The organism is Streptomyces sp. MBT53 (assembly GCF_016654115.1).
In the GTDB taxonomy this organism is placed as follows: Bacteria; Actinomycetota; Actinomycetes; order Streptomycetales; family Streptomycetaceae; genus Streptomyces.
This window is the reverse complement of sequence record NZ_JAEQAZ010000304.1, coordinates 1-7,085: the sequence shown is the minus strand read 5'-3', so window position 1 is coordinate 7,085 and position 7,085 is coordinate 1. Positions and strand designations below refer to the sequence as shown.

Below are 7,085 nucleotides of genomic sequence, written 5' to 3'. Positions count from 1 at the left end.
GGGGTGGGGCGGGTGGCCGACGTACCTCTAGTACGACAGTCCGTGACCGACCGGATACAGCACCTGCGCCGGGTCGTCCGCACGCTGCACGGCCACCGGGAGCTTCCCGCGCGGGGCAACCCGGCCCGCGATCACCCGTGCCGCGGCCCGCAGTTCGACGTCGGTCCAGGAGTAGGACGCCAAGTAGGCGGGGACGGCAGCCAGTTGGGCAACATCGTAGGGGTTGCGGACGGCGACGGCCACGATCGGTGTGCCGGTGGCCACCAGTTGCTCGACGAGGGTCTTCTGAGGGTCGGTCGCGGTGACGTTGTAGGTCGCCACCACGACCGCGTCCGCCGCCCGCGCCGCCGCCACGGCCTTGGTGACGGTTTCGGCGGAGGGGGTGGTGCCGGTGGACAGGACGGTCGCCGTGAAGCCCGACTCCCGTAGGGTCGCGGCCAGTACACCGGTCGGCGGTCCCGTCGTACCGGACGGGGAGGCCGGGTCGGCGCCGACGACCAGGACGTTCCCGTGCGTACGGCGGGACAGGGGGAGCAGGCCCGCCCTGTTGACCAGCAGGGTGGTGGTGCGCTCGGCGATGCGGTCGGCGGCGGCGAGATGTTCGGCACTGCCGACCACGAGGTCCACGCCCGCCCGGCTGACGTACGGCTCTTCGAAGAGTCCGAGCCGTGACTTGAGCCGCAGCACCCGCAGCACCGACTCGTCGATCCGCGACTCCGTCAACTCCCCATTTCCCACTGCCTTGATGACGGCGTTCCAGGCGATGTCCAGGGAGGGCGGGTCGAGGAGCTGGTCGACACCGGCCTTCAGCGCGAGCACCGGTACGCGGTCGTCGCCGTACTTCTGGCGGACGCCCGCCATGCCCAGCGAGTCGGTGACCACGACGCCGTCGTAGCCGAGTTCGCCGCGCAGGACTCCGGTGACGATGGGGTGGGAGAGGGTGGCCGGGTCGCCGGAGTCGTCGAGGGCCGGGACCTTGAGGTGCGCGGTCATGATCGCGTCGATCCCGGCCTTGACGGCGGCACGGAAGGGGACGGCGTCGAGCTTTCCCCACAGTTCGCGGCTGTGGGTGATGACGGGGAACCCGGTGTGGCTGTCGACGGCGGTGTCCCCGTGCCCGGGGAAGTGCTTGGCGGTCGCCGCGACCCGGCTGTCCTGGTACCCCGTGACCTCGGCGGCGACCAGGCCCGCCACCGCGTCCGGGTCGGCGCCGAAGGACCGTACGCCGATGATCGGGTTGGCCGGGTTCACGTTCACGTCGGCGTCGGGGGAGTAGTCCTGGTTGACGCCCATCGCGCGCAGTTCGGCGCCGGAGAGCCGGCCGACCGTGCGGGCGTCGGTGCGGGAGCCGCCGGCGCCGAGCGCCATCGCTCCCGGGAAGAGGGTGGCGGGCCTGCCGATCCGGCAGACGATGCCGTGTTCCTGATCGGTGGCGATCAGTACGGGCAGCCCGCGCGGCTGGGCCAGTGACGCCTTCTGGATGCCGTTGGAGAGGTCGGCGATCTGGTGCGGGTCGCGGGTGTTGTGCGCCCAGCTGAAGTAGATGACCCCGCCGACCCGGTACTTCGCGATCAGCTCGGCGGCCGTGCGCACCCCCAGCTCGCTCAGGTTGGCGTCGACGTCGGCCTGGTCGGGGGCGGTCGCGGAGTGGCCGTGGACGCGCGTCACGAAGAGCTGGCCGACCTTCTCCGCCAGGGGCATGCGGGAGATCAGCGAGCGGAGTGCCGTGTCGTCGGCGTGGGCGGGGGTGCCGACCGCGAGGGACGCGGTGACGCCCATGGTCGCGGCGAGGACGGTACGTCTGGAGGGCATGTGCGCTCCTTCCGGATTCCGGGGAGTTTCCGCCGGTCAGGGGAGTGCACAGTAACCAGGGGAGGGGCCGCCATCGGCGCAGTTGGAGGGGGGCGCGCCGATGACGGCTTGCTGCCGGCCGCGGTACGGAGGAGAGGGTTGGTCAGCGTTCGCAGCCAGCAGCGAGGCCGACGCCGTACCGCGGAGACTCATCCGGCAGCATGCCGGTTGGACGGAGGGGAACGGGCCCGGGTTCCCGTCCGGAGGCCGATTCCCGGAAGTTGGTGAACCTGCGCACAACGGGACGGATGCGGTCACGCACAGGTACGCGCGGGCGAACGGCGGTCGTCCATCCCGTGGACGTCCCGGCGCGGCGGGCGGCCACCGCCCGATCATGAGGACATGCCCGTAGTCGACATCCCCGGTTCCAAGTCCGTCACCGCCCGCGCGCTCTTCCTGGCCGCCGCGGCCGACGGCGTCACCACCCTCCGGCGTCCGCTCCGCTCGGACGACACCGAGGGCTTCGCGGAGGGACTGACCCGGCTCGGCTACCGGGTGGGCCGGACCCCGGACGCGTGGCAGATCGACGGGCGCCCGCAGGGACCGGCGGTCGCCGAGGCCGACGTGTACTGCCGGGACGGCGCGACCACGGCCCGTTTCCTGCCCACCCTCGCGGCGGCCGGCCGCGGCAGCTTCCGCTTCGACGCGTCCCCGCAGATGCGCAGGCGGCCACTGGGGCCCTTGAGCAAGGCTCTGCGCGACCTGGGTGTGGACCTGCGGCACGAGGAGGCCGAGGGCCACCACCCGCTGCGCATCGAGGCGTCCGGGGTCGAGGGCGGCGAGGTGGTGCTCGACGCCGGCCAGTCCTCGCAGTACCTGACCGCCCTGCTCCTGCTCGGCCCGCTGACCAGGAAGGGCCTGCGGATCAGGGTCACGGACCTCGTCTCCGCGCCCTACGTCGAGATCACCGTCGCGATGATGCGGTCGTTCGGGGTGGAGGTGCGCAGGGAGGGCACGGTCTACGTCGTCCCGCCGGGCGGCTACACCGCGACCACGTACGACATCGAGCCGGACGCCTCCACCGCGAGCTACTTCTTCGCCGCGGCGGCCGTGACCGGCGGCGAGGTCACCGTCCCCGGGCTCGGCACCGGCGCGCTCCAGGGCGACCTGGGCTTCGTCGACGTACTGCGCCGCATGGGCGCGGAGGTGACGACCGACGCGCACGGCACCCGGGTGCGCGGCACGGGCGAACTGCGCGGCCTCACGGTCAACATGCGGGACATCTCGGACACCATGCCGACGCTGGCGGCGATCGCCCCCTTCGCCTCAGGACCGGTCCGCATCGAGGACGTCGGCAACACCCGCGTCAAGGAGTGCGACCGGCTGGAGGCCTGCGCGGAGAACCTGCGGCGGCTGGGCGTGGAGGTCGTGACGGGGGACGACTGGATCGAGATCCGCCCGGGTTCGGAGGCTCCCGTCGGCGCGGAGATCAAGTCCTACGGCGACCATCGCATCGTCATGTCCTTCGCGGTGACCGGGCTGCGGGTGCCCGGTATTTCGTTCGACGACCCGGGGTGCGTACGCAAGACTTTCCCGGGTTTCCACGAGGCGTTCGGGGCGCTGCGGGGGCAGTTGCCGGTATGAGGGGAGCGGTGTGGGGTTCGAGCTGAAGGCTCCGGTCCTGACGGGTGAGCTGGTGCGGCTGGAGCCGCTCGATCACCGGCACGCGGCCGATCTGGCGGTGGCGGCGGAGGAGGACCGGGGGGCGTACGCGTTCACCTGGGTGCCTCGGGCGGACCAGGTCGGCGCGTACATCGACGCCCAGCTGGCGCGTGCGGCGACGGGCATGCTCGCGCCGTACGCCCAGATCTCGACGGCGACCGGGCGGGCGGTCGGCGCCACGGCCTACTGGGAACCCCGGTCCTGGCTGACGGACGATCAACTCGACGCCGTCGAGGTCGGGTTCACCTGGCTGGCGGGTTCGGCGCAGGGCACCGGCATCAACACCGAGGCCAAACTCCTGCTGTTCCGGCACGCCTTCGAGGAGTGGCACGTCTCCCGGGTCGACCTCAAGACGGATGCCCGCAACGACCGCTCCCGCGCCGCGATCCAGCGTGTGGGCGCCCGCTTCGAGGGCGTCCTGCGCAACTGGTCCCGCTCCTGGGCGCCGGGCGAGGACGGGCGGCTGCGGGACTCCGCGGTCTACTCGATCACGGCGGAGGAGTGGGCGGAGTGCTGGAAGGCGTTGGAGGAACGGGTGTCCAGGTCATGAGCGCGTATCTCATCCTGCACGGCTGGCAGAACCGCCGTCCGGAGGGCCACTGGCAGCACTGGCTCGCCGGCCGGCTGCGCGCGCTCGGCCACGAGGTGACGTACCCGCAGCTGCCCGATCCCGACGACCCCGAACTGGACGTGTGGCTCGGGGAGTTGCGCCGCGGCCTCGACGGTCTCGACGGACCGCGGGTCGTGCTCGCGCACAGCGCCTCCGCCCTGCTGTGGCTGCACGCCGTCGCCCGCGGGGTGGTCCGGGACGGTGACGTGGACCGCGTGCTGCTGGTCGCACCGCCGTCCGCCTCCGTCGTCGTACGGCATCCGGAGATCGCCGAATTCGCGCCGCCCGCGGGCGAGTTGAGGCTGCCCGGGGTCACCCGGCTGGTCGCCGGCGACGACGACCCGTACTGCCCGGAAGGCGCCCGCGCGGTCTTCGGCGATCCGCTCGGTATCCCCACCGAGATCATCCCGGGCGCGGGTCACCTCGACCTGAACGCGGGGTACGGCTCCTGGCCCGCGGTGCTGGAGTGGTGTCTGGACGAGGCGGTGCGGTTCAGGGCTCGATGAACTTCGAGTTCGCGTCGGGCCTACGCCGAGTCGTTGAGCAGCCGTGCCAGATGGTGGTGACCGGCGGCCAGCAGCTCGGGGAGCGGGGCGGCGGTCTCGTACCAGCGCTTCTCGTACTCCCAGCACAGCCAGCCGTCCCAGTCGTGCCGGGTCAGGAGTTCCACGCACTCGGCGAGCGGCAGGACGCCCGCGCCGAGCGGCAGCGGGGTGGTGTCGTCGGCCGACGCGATGTCCTTGACCTGCACGTATCCGAGATACGGGCCCAGCGCGGCCAGCGTCTCCGCCGGCTGCTCGCCGCCCAGCCAGGTGTGCATGACGTCCCAGAGCGCGCCCACCTGCCGGTGCCCGACCGGGCCGAGCACGCGGAGCGCGTCCGCGCCGGTCCGGTGGGAGTCGTGGGTCTCCAGCAGGATCCGTACGCCGAGGTCGGCGCCCCACTCCGCCGCCGTGCCCAGCCGCCGCGCGGCCGTCGCGTCGGCCTCATGGGCGGACTGCTCGGTGCCTCCGCCGGGGAAGACGCGGACGTAGGGCGCCCCCAAGTCCCGTGCCAGCTCCAGGAGTTCGCGGATCTCCGTGAGTACGGTGTCGTCGTCGCCCGGCGCGGCCACGCGTGCGTACCCGGCGAGGCCCAGGACTTCGACCCCGGCCGCCTTGAACTCGGCGACCGCGTCGGCCCGTTGGGCGGCGTCGATACCGGGGTGCACGGGCTCCTCCGGGTGCGCGCGCAACTCGACACCGTGGTAGCCGTGCGTGACGGCGAGGTGCAGCACGTCGGCGAGGGGGAGCCCCGGGACACCGAGGGTGGAGAACGCGAACTTCATGGTCTCGACCCTACTCGTCACTCACGACTTCCGTGCAGGTCGAGGCGCCAGTCCTGGCCGACGAGGTCCTGGCCGAAGGAGCGGTGGGGCTTCTCGGCGACCAGGACGAAACCGTGCCGCTGGTAGATGCGGCGGGCGGCGCCGAGGATGTCGTTGGTCCACAGCACGAGGTCGCGGTAGCCGACACCGCGCGCGAACTCGACGACCGCGGAGACCAGTTGGTCCCCGATGCGAAGCCCCCGGGCGTCCGGCTCGACGAGCAGCAGCCGCAGCCGGGCGGTCCCCGGGGCGTCGTCGCGCACACACATCACACACCCCACCGGGCGCCCGTCCAGCTCCGCGATCCACACCCGCTCCAGATGCGGGTCGTGATCCTCGGCGAAGTCGGCGACGATCCGCGCCACGAGCCCTTCGTAGTCGGCGTTGAAGTCGTACTCGGCGGCGTACAGCGCCGCGTTGCGCTGCACGATCCACCCGAGGTCACCGGGCCCGGGCTCCCGCAGCACGACGTCCTCGGGCCGGGTGGGCGGGGGGTCCGACAGGATGGTGCGTACGGTGTGCAGCGCCTCGGAGAGCCGGGGACGGTCGGTGGCCGGAACGGTCGCGAGCAGCGCGCCGACGGATTCGTCCGCCCGCTCGGCCAGCAGGTCGGCGGTCTCCCGCCCGCGTGCGGTGAGCGTGATCTGCCGCCGCCGCGGATCCCGCTGCGAGGGTGCCCGCTCGATCAGCCCGTCCTGCTCGAACCGGTTCAGGATTCGGCTCAAGTACCCCGCGTCCAGGGACAGTTCGGAACGGAGGTCGGCCGCGTCCGTGTGCGGGGAGTGCGCGAGTTCGTACAGGACGCGGGACTCGGTGAGGGTGAAGGGGGCGTAGAGGTGGCGGCTGTAGTCGAGGGCGCCGATGACGTTCGTGTAGAAGCGGTTGAAGGCACGGATGTCCTGGACGGTCATGATCGATCCCCGGTGCTCGCTCAGGGTAGTTGACTCAGTCAGAGGTATTGCGGTTCTGACCGTAGTCCTCCGGGGTGGGCAAGGCAACGGTCTAGTCCCACCAGAGGCGCCACAGATGGCGCCCTGGGAGTTCGTTCGCGTAGTCCGGGAACGGGGTCGGTGGATCGTCCACGATGTTGTCGGCGGTCGTCAGCACATGCTCCAGGGCGAGCCGCTCCGCCTGCGTGAGGTCCTGGGGCGGCCGGGCGACCGACACGGTCAGGGCGCCTCCGAACCCGGACAGGACCCGTGCCCCGAACCGCTCCTCCCAGCTCCGCAACAGCGCGCACAGCAGCGAGAGCGGCGCGCCGGCCGACCATCCGACGATCGCCGGCACGTCGGCGGCGCGGTGAGCGGGCACCAGGGCCAGCTGGCAGGTGTGCACGAAGGGCTCGGTGCGGAGCAGTTGTCCCACGGCCCACCCCGCGGTCTCCGCAGGGCTCGGCCCGGCACCGGCCACCGGCTCGGCCGGCGCGAGCCCGGGCCAGGACTCGAAGGGCGGCCCCGGGTCGTGCGGCCAGGGCGCGATGTCGTCCGGATCGTCGTCGTCCGGCAGGACATCGGCCGCGGGCGGACTCGACCAGTAGGGCAGCCGTCGGCGCCGGTACTCGGCGAAGTCCGCCGCGAGCTCGGTGTCGAGCCGGAC

Annotated in this window: 7 protein-coding genes; 3 read left to right on the top strand and 4 right to left on the bottom strand. The window is 72.3% G+C overall.

Annotation, left to right across the window (positions count from 1 at the left end):
* Positions 1–27: 27 nt before the first annotated feature.
* A complete protein-coding gene (locus JHN45_RS48955; protein WP_201055953.1) occupies positions 28–1,812 on the bottom strand; it encodes a glycoside hydrolase family 3 protein in 1,785 nt (594 codons plus the stop codon).
* A 381-nt stretch (positions 1,813–2,193) separates the two neighbouring features.
* Here JHN45_RS48955 and aroA point away from each other — a divergent pair, with 381 nt between their 5' ends.
* From aroA to JHN45_RS48940, 3 genes are read left to right on the top strand one after another with little or no spacing between them, the layout of a single operon-like run.
* A complete protein-coding gene (gene aroA / locus JHN45_RS48950; RefSeq protein ID WP_201055952.1) occupies positions 2,194–3,435 on the top strand; it encodes a 3-phosphoshikimate 1-carboxyvinyltransferase in 1,242 nt (413 codons plus the stop codon).
* A 10-nt stretch (positions 3,436–3,445) separates the two neighbouring features.
* On the top strand, positions 3,446–4,063 hold the full coding sequence (locus JHN45_RS48945; RefSeq protein WP_201055951.1) for a GNAT family N-acetyltransferase: 618 nt from the start codon (positions 3,446–3,448) through the stop codon (positions 4,061–4,063).
* Positions 4,060–4,629: an alpha/beta hydrolase gene (locus tag JHN45_RS48940; RefSeq protein WP_201055950.1), complete on the top strand. Its 570-nt coding sequence runs from the start codon at positions 4,060–4,062 to the stop codon at positions 4,627–4,629. The genes JHN45_RS48945 and JHN45_RS48940 overlap by 4 nt, the downstream gene beginning before the upstream one ends.
* 20 nt (positions 4,630–4,649) lie before the next feature.
* Here JHN45_RS48940 and JHN45_RS48935 read toward each other — a convergent pair whose 3' ends face one another.
* The 3 genes from JHN45_RS48935 to JHN45_RS48925 all read right to left on the bottom strand — a co-directional run.
* Positions 4,650–5,450: a sugar phosphate isomerase/epimerase gene (locus tag JHN45_RS48935; RefSeq protein ID WP_201055947.1), complete on the bottom strand. Its 801-nt coding sequence runs from the start codon at positions 5,448–5,450 to the stop codon at positions 4,650–4,652.
* 17 nt (positions 5,451–5,467) lie between these two features.
* On the bottom strand, positions 5,468–6,400 hold the full coding sequence (locus JHN45_RS48930) for a bifunctional helix-turn-helix transcriptional regulator/GNAT family N-acetyltransferase (RefSeq protein WP_201055946.1): 933 nt from the start codon (positions 6,398–6,400) through the stop codon (positions 5,468–5,470).
* A gap of 91 nt (positions 6,401–6,491) precedes the next feature.
* A partial coding sequence (locus JHN45_RS48925) for a DUF4253 domain-containing protein (protein WP_236584955.1) occupies positions 6,492–7,085 on the bottom strand: 594 nt, incomplete at its 5' end.

Coding starts and splice junctions, on each gene's coding strand:
- aroA (WP_201055952.1), top strand. CDS start 2,194: ATGCCCGTAGTCGACATCCCCGGTTCCAAGTCCGTCACCGCCCGCGCG.
- JHN45_RS48930 (WP_201055946.1), bottom strand. CDS start 6,400: ATGACCGTCCAGGACATCCGTGCCTTCAACCGCTTCTACACGAACGTC.
- JHN45_RS48955 (WP_201055953.1), bottom strand. CDS start 1,812: ATGCCCTCCAGACGTACCGTCCTCGCCGCGACCATGGGCGTCACCGCG.
- JHN45_RS48940 (WP_201055950.1), top strand. CDS start 4,060: ATGAGCGCGTATCTCATCCTGCACGGCTGGCAGAACCGCCGTCCGGAG.
- JHN45_RS48935 (WP_201055947.1), bottom strand. CDS start 5,450: ATGAAGTTCGCGTTCTCCACCCTCGGTGTCCCGGGGCTCCCCCTCGCC.